We start from the raw sequence: 18,222 nt of genomic DNA, 5'->3' as shown, positions 1-18,222 counted from the left end.
ACGCGAAGTGAGCCTGCCGAACCCTTTGTTGTGTTTACGCGGCTGCGTATCGTCCCCGGTATCCTTGACCGGGTCACATCTCTGGCTGGCCTTCACGCGCGTCTTCTTGCTGTCTCACCACCTTAACGCAGGCACTCCCTCAGGCTGCGGCAGGTACGCCACTGTGAAAACGGAATACCTCATCCGGCTCACAGATCAGCTGGCGTTCGCAGTCGGCGAAGAAAGTAATGCGCGTTTCCACGCTCTTATCATTCGCCTCTGCGGCATAGCGACGGGCCAGCATCAGATAATCTTCGTAATGGCGTCCTTCTGACTTAACCAGACTGCGATAGAACTTGGCAAGCTCGACATCGAGATGAGGGATCAGACGAGCGAATCGCTCGCAGCTGCGCGCCTCTATATAGGCACCGATAATCAGGATATCCACCAGCCGCTCCGGGTCCTCGCGGCGCACATGACGACGCAGCCCCTCGGCGTAGCGTGACGCGCTGAGGTGGCGATACTCGATGCCGCGAGCCTCCATCACACGAATCACCTGCTCGAAGTGCAGAAGCTCCTCCCGCGCCAGCTGCGACATCTTGGTCAACAAAAGCGGACGATCGACATAGCGATACATCAGGCTCATCGCCGTCGAGGCGGCCTTCTTTTCGCACTGCGCATGATCGATCAGCAGCAGGTCCGGGTGGGCAAGCGCCGCTTCGATCCAGGCATCAGGCGTCTCGCAGGTCAGAAAGTCCCGCAGTTCGGCGGGTAGCAGGTCTTCCACAGTATCTTGCATTGTCTCTCAGATCGTCAGGGTGATAGTGAGGATGATAGTGAGGATGATAGTGAGGGCGATAGTCAGGGTCATTGATCAGGGCGATCAAACGTGGGCTCTATCAACCAATCCCTACCAACAAGGCTCTATGAAAAAGGGCTCAATAAAAAAGGCTGAGTCATCGCCATCATGAGCGCCGGAGCATGGCGTGGGTCTGTCATGACAAGAATCAGGTCGATGCCTGACGCCGGGCCTCGGCCACTGCCATCAAACGCGGCACCAGCTGGGCGTGCAGCGCGGCGGGCAACAGACCCTGCCCCTCTCCCACCGCCTCGAGTCCGTAGCGTGACAGGTCATTGATGCGATCGCGCCCCACCCGCAGAAGCTCCACCGCCTGAGAAAGCGGCGGCTGGTCGTCGCGATGACGGATGCGATGACGGTCTAGCTGGGTCTTGAGCATGTCGGCATCGACCACCCGCAGCAGCTCCCCGGCCGCCGCCACCCGCAGCGCATCCAGCTCGGCAAGACGCAGGTCCCGCTCATCGAACTCATAGGTAGGCCAGTCGCGGATTTCGTCGGAATGGCGCTGGCAGCCCCGGCAGACATCGTCACCGACGGTGGTCGAACACAGCCCGACGCAGGGCGAAATGATTCGGCGTGTCATGACTCTCCTTCTTTGCTGCCCGCTATCTTACCCGGCTCGACGGTTCCACGACACTCTTGCCGTGTCCCTTGTCAGGGCTCTTGCTAGTGCTCGATCGCGCTTGGGGCCCGCATCGCACCGAAAGCACAGCAGGCCATGCAAGGCCGCGTCATCCGGGCGTCACTTGCCAACCCCACGACCAAGGTACGAGGCCTGACAACGGGGGCTTGCTTAACATTGTCGACAAACTCAGGTAAACTTTTATGCCTCCCGCAAGACGCATAACGAAAGTCCCGGAGCGTCACGATCGACGATCATTTTTTGCCATGTGTCGTCGGCAGGCCACGCTCTGGAAGATCAACTTGATGAGGGTCCCTCCGTGCTTGAAGCCTATCGCCAACATGTCGAAGAACGCGCCAGCCAGGGCGTGCCGCCCAAGCCGCTGAATGCCGAGCAGACCGCCGCACTGATCGAGCTTTTGAAGAATCCGCCGGCCGGCGAAGAAGAATTCCTGCTCGAGCTGCTGACCGATCGCGTGCCGCCGGGCGTCGACGAGGCCGCTTACGTGAAGGCAGGCTTCCTGACCGCCATCACCAAGGGCGAAGCCGAGTCCCCGCTGATCGACAAGACCCACGCGGTCAAGCTGCTTGGCACCATGCAGGGCGGTTACAACATCGTCTCGCTGGTCGAGCTGCTCGACGACGAGAGCCTGGCCAAGGAAGTGGGCGAACAGCTCAAGCACACCCTGCTGATGTTCGATGCCTTCCACGACGTGGAAGAGCGCGCCAAGGCAGGCAATGCCGTGGCCAAAGACATCATCCAGTCCTGGGCCGACGCCGAGTGGTTCCTGGCCAAGCCGGCCCTCGAAGAGAAGATCACCCTGAGCGTCTTCAAGGTGCCCGGCGAGACCAACACCGATGACCTCTCCCCGGCCCCGGATGCCTGGTCACGCCCGGATATTCCGCTGCATGCCAACGCCATGCTCAAGAACCCGCGCGACGGCATCAACCCGGAAGAGCCCGGCACCACCGGCCCGCTCAAGCAGATCGAGGAAGTGAAGGCCAAGGGCTTCCCGGTCGCCTACGTCGGCGACGTGGTCGGCACCGGCTCCTCGCGCAAGTCCGCTACCAACTCCGTGCTGTGGTTCTTCGGCGACGACATCCCCAACGTGCCCAACAAGCGCGCCGGCGGCTTCTGCTTCGGCGGTAAGATTGCCCCGATCTTCTTCAACACCATGGAAGATTCCGGCGCCCTGCCCGTCGAGATGGACGTCGAGAAGCTCGAGATGGGCGACGTCATCGACGTCTACCCGTACGAGGGCAAGGTCTGCAAGCACGGCACCGACGAAGTGGTCAGCACCTTCGAGCTCAAGACCCAACTGATCCTCGACGAAGTCCGCGCCGGCGGCCGTATCCCGCTGATCATCGGCCGCGGCCTGACCGGCAAGGCCCGTGAATCGCTCGGCCTCGAGCCGTCCGACGTCTTCCGCCTGCCCGAGCAGCCGGTCGACACCGGCAAGGGCTTTACCCTGGCCCAGAAGATGGTTGGCAAGGCCTGCGGCCTGGACGGCGTGCGTCCGGGCATGTACTGCGAGCCGAAGATGACTACCGTGGGCTCCCAGGACACCACCGGTCCGATGACCCGTGATGAGCTCAAGGACCTGGCCTGCCTCGGCTTCCAGTCCGATCTGGTGATGCAGTCGTTCTGCCACACCAGTGCTTATCCGAAGCCGGTCGACGTGGAAACCCACCACACCCTGCCCGACTTCATCATGAACCGCGGCGGCGTCTCGCTGCGCCCGGGCGACGGCATCATCCACTCCTGGCTGAACCGCATGCTGCTGCCCGACACCGTCGGCACCGGCGGCGATTCCCACACCCGCTTCCCGATGGGCATCTCTTTCCCAGCGGGCTCGGGTTTGGTGGCCTTCGCCGCCGCCACCGGCGTCATGCCGCTGGACATGCCGGAATCGGTACTGGTGCGTTTCAAGGGCAAGCGCCAGCCGGGCGTGACCCTGCGTGACCTGGTTCACGCCATTCCCTACTACGCCATCCAGAAGGGTCTGCTGACCGTCGACAAGTCCGGCAAGAAGAACGCCTTCTCCGGTCGTGTGCTGGAAATCGAAGGCCTTGAAGATCTGACCGTCGAGCAGGCCTTCGAGCTGTCCGACGCCAGCGCCGAGCGTAGCGCCGCCGGTTGCACCATCACCCTGGGTGAGGACTCGGTCTCCGAGTACCTGAAGTCCAACATCACCCTGCTCAAGTGGATGATCGACGCCGGCTACGGCGACCGTCGCACCATCGAGCGCCGCATCCTGGCCATGGAAGAGTGGCTGGCCGATCCGAGTCTGATGCGCGCCGACAAGGACGCCGAGTACGCCGAAGTCATCGAGATCGATCTCGAAGACGTCAAGGAACCGGTACTGTGCGCCCCGAACGATCCGGACGATGCCCGCCTGCTGTCCGAGGTCGCCGGCCGCCAGATCGACGAAGTCTTCATCGGCTCGTGCATGACCAACATCGGCCACTTCCGCGCCGCCGGCAAACTGCTCGAGAAGCAGCCCGCCGGCAGCCTGAAGACCAAGCTATGGCTGGCACCGCCGACCAAGATGGATCAGCATCAGCTGACCGAGGAAGGCTACTACGGCATTTACGGCCGCGCCGGCGCCCGCATGGAAATGCCGGGCTGCTCGCTGTGCATGGGTAACCAGGCACGCGTGGCGCCGAAGTCCACCGTGGTATCCACCTCTACGCGTAACTTCCCCAACCGCCTGGGCGACGGCGCTGACGTCTTCCTCGCCTCTGCTGAGCTTGCCGCAGTGGCAGCGGTAGAAGGCCGCCTGCCGACGGTCGAGGAATACCAGGGCTACATGGGCGAGTTCGATGCGATGGCCGGTGAGATCTATCGCTACATGAACTTCCATGAAATCGAGGAATTCCAGAAAGCTGCCTCGAACGTGATTCCGGTCGCCGAAGCCTGAGACCGGACATCACACTAATCGACGATGCTCGCACCATCGCCGGTTTATCACGCTGCTGACGCATTCACGTTGCAGTCAGTAAAGATAACCCGGAGTCGATGACCGAAGCGCCCCGCCCTGCGGGGCGCTTTTTTTTGGCCATGTGCGTTGGCCATGCGCCATCAATCACAACAAACTCACCCGGCGTTACCGAGCAAACCTTGTTATCGAACAGTGTTCTGCTTATATTCCGAGGGCTAGTCAATCAACCGTACTGCCCGTGTTTCCTCGGCAAGATGCACCAACGCTGGGACGCCTAGGTCAACCCAGATATCGCCATCAAGGAGAAGCCCATGAAACTCCGTACTCTGTTTACAGCCTCACTCGCCACTGGCCTGTGCGTTTCAGCACCGGCCGTGCTCGCCGCTCCGAGTGCCGAAGGCCTCTACCTGGGTCTCGGCACGGGTTTCAGCTCGCTGGAGAATGATCGGGAGGACGTCGACAACTTCATCAAGTCCGGCTCCGAAGACTTCAATGTCGACGACGATGACAATGTCTTCAAGGGATTCGTCGGCTATGAGCTCAACCCGTATTTCGCCACCGAGGTCTTCTACGCCGACCTTGGCCGCACCCGCCTGAAAGGCAACAACGTCGCCAACACCGACCTCGAGTCCAACGCTTACGGCGTCAACGTTGTCGGCCAGCTGCCGATCACCCCCTGGTTCACGGCCTTCGCCAAAGCCGGCTTGGCGAAGTGGGAAACCAACGTCGATGGCAACCTTGGCAACTCCAGCCTGGATCTCGAGGATAACGACGGCACCGATCCGGTCTATGGCGTCGGCGCGCAGTTCAACTTCGATCCTTTCCTGGTCCGTGCCGAATACGAGCGCTACGACCTGGATAGCGACTACCAGATCGACACCTTCACCGCCTCGGCAGGCCTGCGCTTCTGATCACGCGAAGATAGGCCAGCGGAACAGAACACGCCGGGGCCAGGCCCGGCGTTTCTATGCCCCATCGCGGGGTTCCACAACGCCAAGGTTGTGGCACCATCAGGGTTCCAGCTCAAGGAGAATCCCATGACTTCCATCATCACGCCCGATATCTGCGACGCCTACCCGGACGTCGAGGTGCTCGAACCGATCTTCGTCAACGTCGGCGGTCGCGACGCCTTTGGCGGCCCGGTGCGCACCGTCAAGTGCTTCGAGGACAACTCGCGGGTCAAGGAGGCCGTGGCCGAGCCAGGTAACGGCGCCGTGCTGGTCGTGGATGCCGGTGGCTCGCTGCGCTGCGCGATGCTTGGCGACATGCTGGCCGAGCAGGCGGCCAGCAACGGCTGGGCGGGCGTGGTGATGTACGGCTGCGTGCGCGATGTCGATGTGCTGGCCGAGACCGATATCGGCGTTCAGGCCCTCGCTGCCCATCCCCGCAAGAGCGAGAAGCGCGGTGAAGGTCAGCGAGATATCGCCGTGAGCTTCGCCGGCGTGACCATCACCCCCGGGCAATGGCTTTACGCCGACAACAACGGCATCCTGATCGCCAAGGAGCAGCTTAACCTCAAGGGCTGATCCGCCCCGGGCAAGCTACTCGAGCACCGTGATCGCGTATCGCATGGTGGAAGAAACTGCGTTTTCGCCCTCAGCGGCGCCTGCCCGGCGCCGCTGATCTGGTTAGGCTCGGTCATGATTAGGCTAGGTCAGCGCAGGATGTCGCGGATCACTTCAAGAATGATCTCATTGGCAGGGTCGACCAACACGGCATCCCTTCCCACACGTCGCCACTCATAGTCGTCGTAATAAGGCAGCTCACGGCGCACGCGTTCATCGAAGTTTCTCGCAATGCCGGGAGGCAGCGGCTTGCCGCGCTCCAGGTTCATGCGGATGCCGGGCGGCAGGCTATCGCGGTCGTCATGCTCCAGGTACTCTCGCCGGCTGCGGAAGATCTCGCGTATCTCGCGCTCGTCGAACCTCGGCCCCCACATACCGTCCTGATCACGCTCGCGCTCGTGATACTGGTAGCGGTCTCGCTCCCGGGATTCATCGCGATAACGATCCCCCTCACCGGCCAGGCCCCCGCCGTGCCCTCTTTCTTGGCCGCGATGCCCCTTGTCATGTCCATCGCCCGGGGCTTTCCAGGATGTCTGGCCTTCGCCTTGACCGTGGTCAGGCTTGGCCAGCAGTGGGCCAGACGCGAGTACCAGCCCGAGGGCAGCGCCAAGCAGCAGAGCAGAAAAGAATCCTTTGCGTTTCATTACACACCTACGATGGGAAGACATACCCACAGTCTAGTTCCAGATTGGGCCGAGAAAGTGCAAGAACGGCATCGTCATCAGCAAAGAACCGTTATCATTGTCGACTCGTTACGTTGTGTTCCTCCTACTGTCTATTGCTGGAGATTGTTTGATGTATTGTCGCTCACTGCTCGCTGCTGCCGGCCTTGTTCTCGGCGCCGTCAGCCCCCTGGCCCAGGCCGACAGCCTGCGTCTTGGCATAGGCGAATGGGCCACCGGCCAGGCCAGCACCTATGTCTTGAAAGCGGTCCTCGAGGACGCTGGCCATCAAGTGGATGTTAGTTCGGTGAGCCTCGCCGCCATCTGGCAGGGACTCTCAGTCGGCGAACTGGATGCCTTCAGCGGCGCCTGGCTGCCGGTCACTCAGGCCAGCTACTTCGAAGGCATGGCCGATAAGATCGATGACCTTGGCCCCAACCTTACCGATGCCCGCGTCGGCCTGGCCGTGCCGAGCTACGCGGACACCACCTCGATCGCCGACCTGTCGGACGCCGGTGAGACGTTTGGCCAGCGCATCCACGGCATCGACCCGGGCGCCGGCATCATGGGTCTGACCGAACAGGCGATGGACGCCTACGGCATCGAGGACTGGCAGCTGGTCGCGGGCAGCGATGCGGCCATGAGCCAAACCCTCAAGACCGCAATGTCACGCAAAGAGCCGATCGTCGTCACCGCCTGGGCCCCGCATCCGGTCTTTTCGGACCATTCGCTGCGCTACCTCGACGACCCCCAGGGCATCTATTCAAGCAACGAACAGATCCACACCGTGACCCGCAAGGGGCTCGCCGAGGAGAAGCCAGGCATCACCGCCATCCTCGATCGTTTTCAGTGGACCCTCGCGGACATGCAGGATTTGATGGCCGCCAACCAGGCCAACGGCGACTATGAGGCCAACGCCCGGGCCTGGGTCGACTCGCACCCGGACCTCGTCGCTACCTGGCTCGGCAATAGCGTTGGCGATAGCGTCGAAAAGAACGTCGACGAGAGCGTCAACAACGACGACTGACGCCACATTGCCGCATGACGTGGCGAAGAACGAAAAGCGCCCGGCCAATTGAATTGGTCGGGCGCTTTTGATTGGAAGCGTCAACATGCTTATAGGTCGGTACGCTCCCGCCCCCGGCGCACCCGCACGATATCGGCCATCACCGCGAGGGCGATTTCCGCCGGCGTCTTGCTGCCGAGCTTAAGCCCGATCGGCATCTGGATGCGCGCAAGCTCGGCTTCACTCAGGCCACCGCTGCGTTTCAGGCGCTCGGCCCTAGCCGCGGAAGTCTTCTGTGAGCCCATCACGCCAATGTAGAAGGCCTCGGTTCTGACGGCCTCGATCATTGCCAGATCATCGATACGCGGATCATGGGTCAGCGCCACCACTGCGGTGGCCCCGTGACAGCCGCCCCCAGCGATGAAGGCCGAGGGCAGCGTCTCGACCCGCTCGACGCCGGGCAGCGAGACTCCTGCGAAGATATCGGGACGGGGATCACAGAGAATGACCTCGAACCCCAGCCGCACGGCAAACTCGGCGCAGGCCTCCGCCACCGGGGACATACCGGCCAGCACCAGCCGGGCCGCCGGGCCGACGCGCAGTTGCACCTGACCCGGTGCCTCTTGGCTGCCCACTGCCGGCAGCACCACCCGCTCGCCAAGGCCAGAATCGTCTTCGAGCTGCGACTGGCCGCTGGCCAGATCAACGTGACGAAGCTGCGGCCGCTGGCCCGTCAGCGCGGCCTCCAGGGCCGTGAGGTGTTCAAGGGTCTCTTCACCCGGTGACAGGCGTTCGACCAGCACATCGAGGATACCGCCGCAGGGAAGCGAGACACCGGGCCCGTCCAGCCCCCCTTCCTCTCCATCAACGTCGCCATAGCGCACACGCTGCACCGGCGCCTGAAAGGCGCCATCGGACAGCCGCGCCAGGAAGTCTTCCTCGACGCAGCCGCCGGAAAGCGAGCCCACATGGCGGCCGTCTCGAAGCGCCACCAGCCAGGCGCCGGGCTCTCTGGGCGAGGAGCCGAAGGTCGAGAGCACCGTGCACAGCCACAGCGTCTGCCCCTCTTGCGCCCAGGCAAGGGCCTGGCGGATCACCGTCAGATCAAGGTGTTGCATGATAGGTCTCACTCGGGAAGGCCCCGCCCGGACGTGCCGGAACGGGGCTTCTGGGACAGCGTTTCTGGATCAAGAGGCAAGGCTTGCCCTAGAGGGCGGCCTTGAGCGCCTCGGCGCGCATCGGCATGTCGCGCAGGCGAACGCCGACGGCATGCTGGATGGCGTTGGCGATGGCGGGCGCCACTACCGTAGTGCCCGGCTCACCCAGGCCCACCGGCATGGCATCGCTGTCGACGAACTCGAGATCCATCTCTGGCACTTGGTTCATGCGCAGCGGCGTGTAGGCGCCAAGGTTAAGTGCCTTCGGCTTGCCCTTCTCGTATTCGGTGCCCTCAAAGAGCGCCATGGAAAGTCCCCACAAGAGCGAGCCCTCGAGCTGCGCCATGGCACCGTCGGGATGCGCCAGGGTGCCGGCATCGGCCACCGTGGTCAGACGCTCCACCTTGACCGATCCATCGCCGCGATCGACCTTGACCCGGGCGATACAGGCGACCCAGGTCGGCATGTTGCGCTCCTGGCCGAAGGTTAGCGCCACCCCCATGCCCACATCCTCGGGCAGGCTGTCGCGGCTGTCCCAGTCGGCCTTGTCCATGGCCCGCTTGAGCACCGCCTTGAGGCGGTCAGCACCGCCGACGCTGTGTGGCGCCTGGCCCGAATTGCGACCTTCGGCCTTGAGCAGGCCGAGCCGGAAACGTGCCGGGTCCTGGCCGGCGGCCAGTGCCAACTCGTCGATATGCTGCTCCACGGCCCAGGTCGTCCAGCCCGGCCCGACCGAGCGCAGATAGCCCGGCACGAAGACCTCATGCGCCGTGTGGTTCTGCTGTGCCCAGACCCGCTGGGCGCCGACGTCATACCAGTGATCGGCACCGCTGATGGCGAAGGAATCGACCTTGCCACCGTTCTCGACCGTCTCGGCGAGGAAGGCCGGCGCCATGGCGGCAGAGGGCCAACCGGCAGCCGCGGCATGCTCGGAGGCTACCACCTTGCCGTTGCCGTCGAGGCCTGAGCGCAGGCGCTGCACCGAGGGCGAGCGCACGCAGTCTAGCCGGGTGTCGTCGGGCCGCGTGAAGAGCATCTTCACCGGCCGCCCCAGGGCCTTGGCCGCCAGTGCCGCCGGAATGGTGTAGTCGCCGTAGAGGCGCCGACCGAAGCCACCGCCCAGATAATACTGATGCAGGGTAATCTTGCTGGCATCGACCTCGAGGGCCTTGGCCAGCATCGGTACCGCCAGCGACTGCTGCTGGTTGCCGCAGTGCACGTGCCAATGGCCGTCTTCCTCGACCACGGTGGCGTTGACCGGCTCGAGCTGGAAGTGCAACACGCTCGAGGTGGTGTAGGTGGACTCGATCACCTGACTCGCGCCCTCGAGACCCGAGGCCACCTCGCCGATATCGACGAACAGCGAGCCATTATCCTGGCTCGGCGCCTTGACCAGGGCATGGCCCTGCTGCTGGATATCTGCCTCGCTGATGTCGTAGCTGTCACCCCGCTGCCACTCGACCTTGAGGGCATCGGTCGCGCGCATCGCCGAGGAATAGCTGTCGGCGATCACGGCAAGCCAGCCCTGGCAGACGCCAGACGGATCGTCCAGCTCTATGGTCTGGCGATAGCCCTCGACCTGCCGGGCGGCGCTGTCGTCCACCGAGGTCGGCTTGGAGCCGAAGCGGGTCGGCGGCAGCACAGGGCGGGCATAGAGCATCTTGTCGACGGTGACATCGATGCCATAGATCGCCTCGCCGTTGACCTTGGCCGGCACGTCCAGGGCACCGCCCTTGGTGCCCAGCACCCGGCGCTCGCTGGCAGGCTTCAGGCTGATCTGCTTTAGCTCTTCCTCGGAAAAGGTGCGTTCGAGCCCGGCCTGAGACACGATCTCGCCATAGCTGATCGACGTGTCACCGCTGATCACCTGGCCCTGGCGGGCACGGCAATCGGCCGGATCGACGCCCAGCAGCTTGGCGCCGGCCTCGATCAGGGCGATACGGCCAGCCGCGCCGGCACGGGACAGCGGCAGATAGCTGTGGTGTACCGACCAGCTACCGCCGGTGACCATATAGCCCCACTTCGGGTCGCTATCGACGTAGACGACCTCGATGGAGGACCAGTCTGCCTCGAGCTCTTCGGCGACCAGGCGGGCCAGGCTGGTGGCGACGTGCTGACCCATCTCGGCCTTGGTGATATGGACGGTCACGGTGCCGTCGGGCGCGATGGCATACCAGATCGTCGGCTCATAGCGCCCGGCGGCCAGCGACTCGCTGGCAGAGCTTCCGCTCACCGCACTGGCGACCCCGGAAACGCCGAAGGCCATCATCGCCGAACCGGCCATGGTGCCGATCAGAAAGCCTCGGCGCGTGATGCCCTTGGCATCGTTGTTGTCGTTCCCCTGGGCGTCGCTGCCCTTGGCCTCGACGGCCGCCAACTGGTCCTCAAACCTGGCCATGGGTCACCTCCTGATCGCGGCTCGGGTCGAAGACGCCTACGCCGGCGGTAGACGCCTGGCTGGCCTGACCGATTTCGGCGGCGCGTTTGACCGCTCGGTGGATGCGCACATAGGCCATGCAGCGGCAGAGGTTTCCGGACATGGCCTGGGTGACCTCTTCATCGCTGGGATCCGGGTTGCGGCTCAGGAAGTCGGCGGCCTGCATGATCTGACCCGACTGGCAGTAACCGCACTGGGGCACCTGATGCTCACGCCAGGCCTGCTGCAGGGGATGATCATCGCTGTCCGACAGCCCTTCGATGGTGACGACCTCACCGCCTTCGGCCGCGGACACCGGCAGCACGCAGGTACGCGTGGCACTGCCATTGAGATGGACAGTACAGGCGCCGCACTGGGCGATGCCGCAGCCAAACTTGGTGCCGGTCATGCCCAGGCTATCCCGCAACACCCACAGCAGTGGGGTCTGCGGAGACACCTCGACGCTGACCGGCTTGCCGTTCAGGGTAAAACTGGCCAAGGGACTTCTCCTCAAGTGGTCATCGGAGCGACGTGGTTCGCCGCTCATGCGCCGTGGACCGGCGTCTCGTGTGCAAGATTTAATCGTACACAATGTTAGCAGGCTGACGGTTGGTGTCGACTCTCCTCAGTGACGCCCATTCCACGCTCTTCCCTCACGTCCACCCCGCCGGCAACACGCATACACCTCGCACCCATCATCCATACACCTCGCACCCAAACGAAAAACCCCGCCTTGAAGGGCGGGGTTATAGAATGCGCGGGACGTGCGACTTAGCCAGCGGCGGCGACTTAGCCGATGGTTTCCCCGGCCAGCATGAACCAGGTCTCGAGCACCGCATCCGGATTCAGCGACACCGAATCAATGCCCTGCTCCATCAGCCACTTGGCAAGATCCGGGTGGTCCGAGGGGCCCTGGCCGCAGATGCCGACGTACTTGCCCTGGGCCTTGCAGGCCTGAATGGCCATCGACAGCAGCTTGAGCACCGCCGGGTTGCGCTCATCGAACAGGTGGGCGATCACCCCTGAATCACGATCCAGCCCCAGGGTCAGCTGGGTCAGGTCGTTGGAGCCGATCGAGAAGCCGTCGAAGTGCTCGAGGAACTCATCGGCGAGCAGCGCGTTGGCCGGCAGCTCGCACATCATGATCACCTTGAGACCGTTCTCGCCGCGCTTGAGTCCATTCTCGGACAAGATGTCGATTACGCCGCGGGCCTCGTCGGTGGTGCGCACGAAGGGCACCATGATCTGAACGTTATCGAAGCCCATCACATCGCGAACCCGCTTGAGCGCCTGGCACTCCAGATCGAAGCACGGGCGGAAGGATTCCGACAGGTAACGAGAGGCGCCGCGGAAGCCGAGCATGGGGTTCTCTTCGCCGGGCTCGTAGTTCTTGCCGCCGATCAGGTTCTCGTACTCGTTGGACTTGAAGTCCGACAGCCGCACGATGACCTTCTGCGGGTAGAACGCCGCGGCCAGGGTCGAAATCCCCTCGACCAGCTTGTCGACGTAGAAGCTCACCGGGTCGTCATAGCCCGCGGTGCGCTGCTCGATGGTCTGCTGAAGCTCCACCGGCAGGGTGTCGAAGTCGAGCAGCGCCTTGGGGTGCACGCCGATCATGCGGTTGATGATGAACTCGAGGCGCGCCAGGCCGACGCCAGCATTGGGCAGGCTCGAGAAGTTGAAGGCGCGATCCGGGTTGCCGACGTTCATCATGATCTTGAAGGGCAGCTCGGGCATGCTGTCGACGCTGGTGGTCTTGCACTCGAAGTCCAGCAGCCCCTCGTAGACATGACCGGTATCGCCTTCGGAGCAGGATACCGTGACCTCCTGACCGTCGCGCAGCACACTGGTGGCGTCGCCGGAGCCGACCACCGCCGGGATGCCCAGCTCGCGAGCGATGATCGCCGCATGGCAGGTGCGCCCGCCACGGTTGGTGACCACCGCCGAGGCACGCTTCATGATCGGTTCCCAGTCCGGGTCGGTCATGTCGGTGACCAGCACGTCGCCCTCGTTGATCTTGCCCATCTCGTCCGGGGTCATGATCACCTTGACCTCGCCACTGCCGATGCGCTGACCGATGGCACGCCCGGAGATCAGGTTGCGACCCTTCTCGCGCAGGTGGAAGCGCTCGAGCTTGCCACCCTCGGTCTGGGACACCACCGTTTCGGGTCGGGCCTGCACGATGTAGACCTGGCCATCGTCGCCGTCCAGGGCCCACTCGATGTCCATCGGACGCTGGTAGTGGCGCTCGATGATCATCGCCTGACGTGCGAGCTCCATGACCTGCTCATCGTTGACGCAGAAGCGACCGCGATCGGACAGCGGCACATCCACGGTTTCCACCGACTTGCCGGCGCTGGCATCGCCGGTGTAGATCATCTTGATCAGCTTGGAGCCCAGGTTGCGCCGCAGCACCGCCGGGCGACCGGCGTCCAGGGTCGGCTTGTGGACGTAAAACTCGTCGGGGTTGACCGCGCCCTGCACCACCGTCTCGCCGAGCCCCCAGGAGGCCGTCACGAACACGGCGTCGCGGAAACCGGATTCGGTGTCGAGGGTAAACATCACCCCTGACGCGCCGGTCTCGGAGCGCACCATCTTCTGGATGCCGGCAGACAGCGCCACGTTCTCGTGGGCATAGCCGCGGTGGACCCGGTAGGAGATCGCCCGGTCGTTGAACAGCGAGGCGAACACCTCATGCACGGCACGCTTGATGTTGGCGAAGCCTTCGATGTTGAGGAAGGTTTCCTGCTGGCCGGCGAAAGAGGCATCCGGCAGGTCTTCGGCGGTGGCAGAGCTTCTCACCGCGACCTTGAGGCTGGGGTGCTGGGCGACCATGGCATCGTAGGCCTCGCCAAGCGCCGCTTCGAAGGACGGCGGCAGCGGCGTGTCGATCACCCACTGGCGGATCTCGGCGCCGGTCTTGGCCAGGGCCTCGACGTCATCGACGTCGAGCCGCGCCAGCGCCTGATTGATGCGCTCGTTGAGGCCGTCGTGAGCGAGGAATTCGCGATAGGCATGAGCGGTGGTGGCAAAGCCGCCAGGCACGCTGACGCCCGCATTGGCCAGATTGGAGATCATCTCGCCGAGCGAGGCGTTCTTGCCGCCCACGCGCTCGACGTCGTTCATGCCGAGCTGGTCGAACCACTCAATGTACTGATTCACGGACTCTTTCACGCGACCCCCTTGTCGACTGGTGACACTCACTGGCAACGATCGCCGCATCGCGATCGACGGCCGCCATAGCTGGATGCTAAGCACCCTATCAAGGGTCGGGAATGTTCGCCATTGGTCTAATAGCGAAGTCATTGGAGGATTTTTACAACACGGCGTCTTTTGGCCGCCTTTTTGTAGTCAGGCTGAGATGACGCCACCAAAACCTACCGGCCGAAAGCGCCGCGGGGCCGCATGGCGCTTGCCGCGCCGCCCGTCAGCCGAGACAATCGAGCCATTCAGGCGCCACTACCTAACCGTCGCCGTAAATCAATCACAACTCACTAGTAACCCGTCGCCGCTAACCAGTCGTCACGACAAGAACCGAAGGTTCCCTCATGCCACGTACCGCCTTTTTCATCTCCGATGGCACCGGCATCACCGCCGAAACGCTGGGCCGCAGCCTGCTGGCGCAGTTCGAGAGCGTCGAGATCCGCATGATCACCAAGCCCTACATCGATGACACCGAGAAGGCGCAGGCGCTGGTGGACAGCATCAATGCCACCGCCGCCCGAGACGGCGAGCAGCCGATCATCATCGACACCATCGTCGACGAGGACGTGCGGCGCATCGTCTCCACGGCCCCCGGCTTCAAGGTCGATATCTTCTCGACCTTCTTAAAGCCGCTGGAAGAAGAGCTTGCCACCCACTCCACCTATACCGTGGGGCGCACTCACTCGATCGGCCAGGACGATGTCTACATGAACCGCATCGACTCGGTGCACTTCGCCCTGGACAACGACGACGGCGCGCGGCTCAACCAGTATGACAAGGCTGACGTCATCCTGATCGGCGTCTCACGCTGCGGCAAGACCCCCACCTCGCTGTACCTGGCGCTGCAGTTCGGCATCCGCGCCGCCAACTACCCGCTCACCGAAGACGACTACGACGAGGACGGCACTCTCAAGATGCCGCGCGCGCTGGCGCCCTACCGCCACAAGCTGTTTGGCCTGACCATCGCCCCGCCCCGCCTGGCGGCGATCCGCAGCGAGCGGCGTCCCAACAGCCGCTATTGCTCGATGGATCAGTGCATGCAGGAGGTATCTCAGGCCGAGGGGCTGTATCGCCAGATGCATATCCCCTACATCGATACCACGCGCTTCTCGATCGAGGAGATCTCCACCCGAATGATTGCCGAGGCCGGCCTGCACCGTCGCTTTAGCCCGCGCTGAGCCAACACCGCCCCGAGGCCGCTGCTCAGCGCGCCACTCAGCGCAACACTTAACGCACTACTCAGCGCAACACTTAGCGCACTACGCCCAGGTCGCGCAGCTTGGCGATGTCTTCGGCCGACAGCCCCATCTCGGTGAGCACCGCATCGCTGTCGGCCCCCAGCGCCGGCGGCGCCACCTCACTAGTGCAGGACACCCCGTCGAAACGCAGCGGGTTGGCCACCTGGGGCACGTCCTGACCACCACGCTCGAGGGTCCTGACCAGGCCGCGATGACGCACCTGGGCATCCTCGAGGGCCTCGGCTACGCTGTGAATCGGCCCCGCCGGAATGCCGTGCGCCTCGAAGGCCGCAAGCCAAGCATCCCGTGAGCGACTCGCCAGGCAGGCGGCGATCTTCTCGACCAGTGGCTTGCGATGAGCAACCCGGGCGGCATTAGTGGCGTAAGCCGGGTCTTGGGCCCATTCGGGATATTCAAGCAGCGCGGCGAGCCGCGCGAACTGGGCGTCGTTGCCCACCGTCAGCACCAGATGGCCATCGGCGCAGGCAAAGGCCTGATAAGGGACGATGTTGGGATGGGCGTTGCCGTGACGCTCAGGTGCATGACCGCTGACCAGAGTGTTCAGCGCCTGATTGGCCAGGGTGGCCAGCTGCACGTCGAGTAGCGCCACATCGATGTAGCGCCCGCGACCGGTGCGGGAGCGCTCGTCCAGCGCCGCCAGCACACCCACCGTGGCATAGAGCCCGGTCATCACGTCGGTGATCGCCACGCCGGTCTTCATCGGCATGCCGTCCGGCTCACCGGTGAGGCTCATCAGCCCGCCCATGGCCTGAATCATGAAGTCGTAGCCGGGCCGCCCGGCATAAGGGCCATCCTGCCCGAAACCGGTGATCGAACAGCCTATCAGCTCCGGGTTCTCGGCCTTGAGGCTCTCGTGATCGAGGCCGTAACGCGCAAGCCCCCCGACCTTGAAGTTCTCGATCAGGATATCGGCGCGGCCCGCCAACGCGCGGATCAACGCCTGGCCCTCGGGCCTCGCGATATCCACGGCCAGCGACTGCTTGCCGCGGTTGGCGCACAGGTAGTAGGCCGCTTCGACAGGATCGCCAGCGACGTCCTCGAGCCAGGGTGGTCCCCAGGCGCGGGTATCGTCGCCGCGGCCAGGATGCTCGATCTTGATCACCCTGGCGCCCAGGTCAGCCAGCAGCTGGCCGGCCCAGGGGCCGGCCAGCACCCGCGACATATCCAGCACGACGCGCCCTTCCAGGGGTCCGCTCATCTTGAGCTCCTTGGTCGCTCGGGTTGATTCGGCAACAAGCCTATGAGGAGGCGCTATGAATACCTCCCTGTAAGCTACCTGCGCCATCTCTGGCGCAGGACCTCCTCTTCGGCTTGTTTCTCGACGCCCCGCTTGATCTTTTCTGGTGTCGACTCGTTAGCCGGTAAAGGCCTGGATACCGGTCTGGGCACGGCCGAGAATCAAGGCGTGAATGTCATGGGTGCCCTCGTAAGTGTTGACGGCCTCGAGGTTCATCACGTGGCGGATGACGTGGTACTCGTCGCTGATGCCGTTGCCGCCGTGCATGTCCCGGGCGACGCGGGCAATATCCAGCGCCTTGCCGGCGTTGTTGCGCTTGATCAGCGAGATCGCCTCCGGCACCAGCTGGCCGTCATCGATCATCCGCCCGACCCGCAGCGCGGCCTGCAAGCCAAGGGCAATTTCGGTCTGCATGTCGGCGAGCTTCTTCTGGATCAGCTGATTGGCGGCCAGCGGGCGGCCGAACTGCTTGCGATCCAGGGTGTACTGACGACCGGCATGCCAGCAGGCCTCGGCGGCGCCCATGGCGCCCCAGGCGATACCGTAGCGGGCACGATTGAGACACGAGAAGGGTCCCTTCAGGCCGGTGACGTTGGGCAGGCAGGCCTCTTCGCCGACCTCAACATCGCTCAGCATGATCTGGCCGGTGATCGAGGCCCGCAGGCTGAACTTGCCCTCGATCTTGGGGGCGGTAAGGCCGGGCGTGCCCTTCTCGAGGATGAAGCCACGCAGGATGCCCTCTTCGTCCTTGGCCCATACCACGAACACATCGGCGATCGGCGAATTGGTGATCCAGGTCTTGCTGCCGTTGAGGCGCCAGCCGCTTTCCGTGCGCACCGCCCGAGTGCTCATGCCGCCGGGATCGGAGCCATGGTCCGGCTCGGTGAGGCCGAAGCAGCCGACCCACTCGCCGCTGGCCAGTTTGGGCAGGTATTTCTCGCGCTGCGCCTCGCTGCCGAAGGCATGGATCGGGTACATGACCAGGCTCGACTGCACGCTCATCGCCGAGCGATAGCCGGAGTCCACCCGCTCCACTTCCCGGGCGATCAGGCCGTAGCTGACATAGTTGAGGCCCGCCCCGCCGTAGCCATCGAGCGTCGCCCCGAGCAGCCCCAGCTCGCCCATCTCGTTCATGATCTCGCGATCGAAATGCTCATGGCGGTTGGCCTGTATCACCCGCGGCAGCAGCTTGTCCTGGCAGTAGTCGTGGGCGGTGCGCTGCACCATGCGCTCGTCCTCGTCGAGCTGGTCGATGAGGCGGAAGGGGTCGTCCCAGGTAATAGGCGTGATCTGACTCATGGGGAGCTCCTCAATA

14 protein-coding genes are annotated in these 18,222 nt (G+C 63.8%); 5 read left to right on the top strand and 9 right to left on the bottom strand.

Features of this window, described 5'->3' with window-relative positions; all coding sequences use genetic code 11:
• Positions 1-139: 139 nt before the first annotated feature.
• A complete protein-coding gene (locus Q2K57_RS14265) occupies positions 140-778 on the bottom strand; it encodes a tRNA-(ms[2]io[6]A)-hydroxylase (protein ID WP_112055772.1) in 639 nt (212 codons plus the stop codon).
• Positions 779-986: 208 nt separating this feature from the next.
• Positions 987-1,421, bottom strand: coding sequence for a DUF1289 domain-containing protein (locus Q2K57_RS14260; protein WP_304525479.1), 435 nt, complete (start codon positions 1,419-1,421; stop codon positions 987-989).
• Between the two features lie 358 nt (positions 1,422-1,779).
• Between Q2K57_RS14260 and acnB the strand changes: the two genes are divergently transcribed.
• The 3 genes from acnB (at position 1,780) to rraA (ending at position 5,927) form a co-directional block, all read left to right on the top strand.
• Positions 1,780-4,380 (top strand): bifunctional aconitate hydratase 2/2-methylisocitrate dehydratase, encoded by a 2,601-nt coding sequence (gene acnB / locus Q2K57_RS14255; RefSeq protein WP_304525478.1) that lies wholly within the window; start codon positions 1,780-1,782, stop codon positions 4,378-4,380.
• A 332-nt stretch (positions 4,381-4,712) separates the two neighbouring features.
• Entirely contained in the window at positions 4,713-5,312 is a 600-nt protein-coding gene (locus tag Q2K57_RS14250) for a porin family protein (protein ID WP_304525477.1), read from the top strand.
• A 126-nt stretch (positions 5,313-5,438) separates the two neighbouring features.
• Positions 5,439-5,927 (top strand): ribonuclease E activity regulator RraA, encoded by a 489-nt coding sequence (gene rraA / locus Q2K57_RS14245; RefSeq protein ID WP_304525476.1) that lies wholly within the window; start codon positions 5,439-5,441, stop codon positions 5,925-5,927.
• A 128-nt stretch (positions 5,928-6,055) separates the two neighbouring features.
• On the opposite strand, the gene Q2K57_RS14240 is transcribed toward rraA, so the two are convergent.
• The gene (locus tag Q2K57_RS14240) at positions 6,056-6,610 is read right to left on the bottom strand and encodes an anti-virulence regulator CigR family protein (RefSeq protein WP_304525475.1); all 555 of its coding nucleotides are present in this window, start codon (positions 6,608-6,610) and stop codon (positions 6,056-6,058) included.
• Positions 6,611-6,761: 151 nt separating this feature from the next.
• On the opposite strand from Q2K57_RS14240, the gene Q2K57_RS14235 reads away from it, so the two are divergent.
• Positions 6,762-7,655: a glycine betaine ABC transporter substrate-binding protein gene (locus Q2K57_RS14235; RefSeq protein ID WP_304525474.1), complete on the top strand. Its 894-nt coding sequence runs from the start codon at positions 6,762-6,764 to the stop codon at positions 7,653-7,655.
• Between the two features lie 89 nt (positions 7,656-7,744).
• Here the strand turns inward: Q2K57_RS14235 and Q2K57_RS14230 are convergent, their stop codons facing one another.
• The 4 genes from Q2K57_RS14230 to ppsA all read right to left on the bottom strand — a co-directional run bounded on the left by Q2K57_RS14230 (position 7,745) and on the right by ppsA (position 14,369).
• Positions 7,745-8,752 carry an XdhC family protein gene (locus Q2K57_RS14230; RefSeq protein ID WP_304525473.1) on the bottom strand — a complete coding sequence of 336 codons (1,008 nt, stop codon included), beginning with the start codon at positions 8,750-8,752 and terminating at the stop codon, positions 7,745-7,747.
• Between the two features lie 88 nt (positions 8,753-8,840).
• A complete protein-coding gene (locus Q2K57_RS14225) occupies positions 8,841-11,189 on the bottom strand; it encodes a xanthine dehydrogenase family protein molybdopterin-binding subunit (protein ID WP_304525472.1) in 2,349 nt (782 codons plus the stop codon).
• Entirely contained in the window at positions 11,176-11,706 is a 531-nt protein-coding gene (locus tag Q2K57_RS14220; protein ID WP_304525471.1) for a (2Fe-2S)-binding protein, read from the bottom strand. Before Q2K57_RS14220 ends, Q2K57_RS14225 begins: the two co-directional genes overlap by 14 nt.
• Positions 11,707-11,996: 290 nt before the next feature.
• Positions 11,997-14,369, bottom strand: coding sequence for a phosphoenolpyruvate synthase (ppsA, locus tag Q2K57_RS14215; RefSeq protein WP_112055762.1), 2,373 nt, complete (start codon positions 14,367-14,369; stop codon positions 11,997-11,999).
• Between the two features lie 386 nt (positions 14,370-14,755).
• Between ppsA and Q2K57_RS14210 the strand changes: the two genes are divergently transcribed.
• Positions 14,756-15,589 carry a pyruvate, water dikinase regulatory protein gene (locus Q2K57_RS14210; RefSeq protein WP_304525470.1) on the top strand — a complete coding sequence of 278 codons (834 nt, stop codon included), beginning with the start codon at positions 14,756-14,758 and terminating at the stop codon, positions 15,587-15,589.
• Between the two features lie 73 nt (positions 15,590-15,662).
• Here the strand turns inward: Q2K57_RS14210 and Q2K57_RS14205 are convergent, their stop codons facing one another.
• Together Q2K57_RS14205 and Q2K57_RS14200 are read right to left on the bottom strand one after the other, a co-directional pair.
• Positions 15,663-16,868 (bottom strand): CaiB/BaiF CoA-transferase family protein, encoded by a 1,206-nt coding sequence (locus Q2K57_RS14205; RefSeq protein ID WP_304525469.1) that lies wholly within the window; start codon positions 16,866-16,868, stop codon positions 15,663-15,665.
• A 156-nt stretch (positions 16,869-17,024) separates the two neighbouring features.
• Entirely contained in the window at positions 17,025-18,206 is a 1,182-nt protein-coding gene (locus Q2K57_RS14200; RefSeq protein WP_112055759.1) for an acyl-CoA dehydrogenase, read from the bottom strand.
• Positions 18,207-18,222 lie beyond the last annotated feature (16 nt).

It is taken from the genome of Halomonas sp. I5-271120, assembly GCF_030553075.1.
Lineage (GTDB): Bacteria > Pseudomonadota > Gammaproteobacteria > Pseudomonadales > Halomonadaceae > Onishia > Onishia taeanensis_A.
This window is presented reverse-complemented; position numbering and strand designations above follow the sequence as displayed.

Bases quoted from the DNA above. Each gene is read 5' to 3' on its own strand.
- Q2K57_RS14225 (WP_304525472.1), bottom strand. From the start codon at position 11,189: ATGGCCAGGTTTGAGGACCAGTTGGCGGCCGTCGAGGCCAAGGGCAGC.
- Q2K57_RS14250 (WP_304525477.1), top strand. From the start codon at position 4,713: ATGAAACTCCGTACTCTGTTTACAGCCTCACTCGCCACTGGCCTGTGC.
- Q2K57_RS14210 (WP_304525470.1), top strand. From the start codon at position 14,756: ATGCCACGTACCGCCTTTTTCATCTCCGATGGCACCGGCATCACCGCC.
- Q2K57_RS14240 (WP_304525475.1), bottom strand. From the start codon at position 6,610: ATGAAACGCAAAGGATTCTTTTCTGCTCTGCTGCTTGGCGCTGCCCTC.
- Q2K57_RS14260 (WP_304525479.1), bottom strand. From the start codon at position 1,421: ATGACACGCCGAATCATTTCGCCCTGCGTCGGGCTGTGTTCGACCACC.
- Q2K57_RS14265 (WP_112055772.1), bottom strand. From the start codon at position 778: ATGCAAGATACTGTGGAAGACCTGCTACCCGCCGAACTGCGGGACTTT.
- Q2K57_RS14200 (WP_112055759.1), bottom strand. From the start codon at position 18,206: ATGAGTCAGATCACGCCTATTACCTGGGACGACCCCTTCCGCCTCATC.
- Q2K57_RS14230 (WP_304525473.1), bottom strand. From the start codon at position 8,752: ATGCAACACCTTGATCTGACGGTGATCCGCCAGGCCCTTGCCTGGGCG.
- Q2K57_RS14235 (WP_304525474.1), top strand. From the start codon at position 6,762: ATGTATTGTCGCTCACTGCTCGCTGCTGCCGGCCTTGTTCTCGGCGCC.
- rraA (WP_304525476.1), top strand. From the start codon at position 5,439: ATGACTTCCATCATCACGCCCGATATCTGCGACGCCTACCCGGACGTC.
- Q2K57_RS14205 (WP_304525469.1), bottom strand. From the start codon at position 16,868: ATGAGCGGACCCCTGGAAGGGCGCGTCGTGCTGGATATGTCGCGGGTG.